This window comes from Clostridium sp., from assembly GCF_032552055.1.
Lineage (GTDB): Bacteria > Bacillota > Clostridia > Clostridiales > Clostridiaceae > Clostridium.
In genome coordinates this window covers 1-1,428 of sequence record NZ_JAWGSV010000413.1, presented here as the reverse complement: position 1 = coordinate 1,428, position 1,428 = coordinate 1, and the positions used below count along the sequence as shown (strand labels likewise).

The following is a 1,428-nucleotide window of genomic DNA, read 5'->3' as shown; positions in this document are numbered from 1 at the left end:
GTTTTATCTGACATAAATATTCCTCCTGAAATTAAAGATTCTAAATTGATATAATAATCTCTAATTGATGAGAAACTATTTACCTAAATGAAACTTTTTATTGTTAGCAACTTTGCTACTCATTTATAATAACATATTTTTTGTTTAATAGCAACCTTTTTTGTAAATAATATTGTTTATAACCAGTTTTTTTATAATTAAACTAGTCTTAGGCAAGTTTTATCAATACCTAATCCACTCTACTTCACTCTTCCAATGTTCTTGTAGGGCTCTAGCATCAACCTTTTTACAAATATATTTTCACCCCCGCAATATCCCTTAGTATCATTAAGATATTTAGGTGCTAGTGATTCTTTTATATAACCATATTCTTAAGAAATATCTGTACTTTAGGATGCTTCATCATGAAACATTTTTTCTACTTAGGATTGTTATATACTACTTAAATATTTATATCTTTTTACTTGTTAAAATTTTAAATTTATATACACCATATAAGCTTAATCCATTTTTTATATCTATTTTTCTCTTACTTGTTTATTGCTAAAATATTAAATTCTATATTCCCTTACTTATGATACGGTTCTCCGTATCGTATTGAAGTGAGGTTTTTTATTTTTTTCAAGATAACTAGTACCTACACCTTACTAATTATCTTTATAAGTAATCAATCAAAATGCACTTATTAAGAGTTTAAATTCTTAACAAGTGCACCTATTGCTATTATTTAAAATAATTTATTCTAATTAGATATTGATTCTTTATTTATGACATCACTATCATCTTCTATAGCTTCCTCAATTGTGTTTATTATATAGATTGGGCTAATTGATTTTTTTAACATATTTATATTTTTAAAAATACTATTTTCAACACTATCCTTATATGATTTCAAATTAACTGTATCTCCATTTGTTTTTAATTGTAAAGTTAATCTATAATCATAGTTTTTAATTCTTAAAATTAAATTATTTACAATAGGTATATATAATTTAGCATTAGATATTAAAGTTCCTATGAATGTAATTACTATCATTACTAATGTAAATCCATCAGTACTAAACATAGTGCTTTTATTAAATCCATCAAACACTTCTTTAAATGCTATAATTAAATATACTATTGCAACTATAAATAGAATCCAGTCCCAAGTTTTTTTAACCACCTTTAACACTCATATATACTTATATTTCAATTATAACATAGTTGTGTAATTTATTTTAATACCTCTCGTCATATACCTATTATTTTTATTAAACATATTTTTCTATATCTCCTTATTACTAGCTTCTTAATCTTTATCTAAAAGCAAAAAAGGCTATACTCTATTAACTAAGATATAACCCCTTAACAATCTATTTCAGAATATAAATTATGATTTATCTAATATATTTATTATTTCTCTTATACTCTCGATAACCTCTATAG

Annotated in this window: 1 protein-coding gene; it reads right to left on the bottom strand. The window is 23.3% G+C overall.

Going from position 1 to position 1,428, the window contains the following annotated elements:
• Nucleotides 1-742 precede the first annotated feature (742 nt).
• Nucleotides 743-1,165, bottom strand: a complete 423-nt coding sequence (locus tag E6248_RS16005; RefSeq protein WP_316341761.1) for a hypothetical protein — start codon at nucleotides 1,163-1,165, stop codon at nucleotides 743-745.
• Nucleotides 1,166-1,428: the final 263 nt, after the last annotated feature.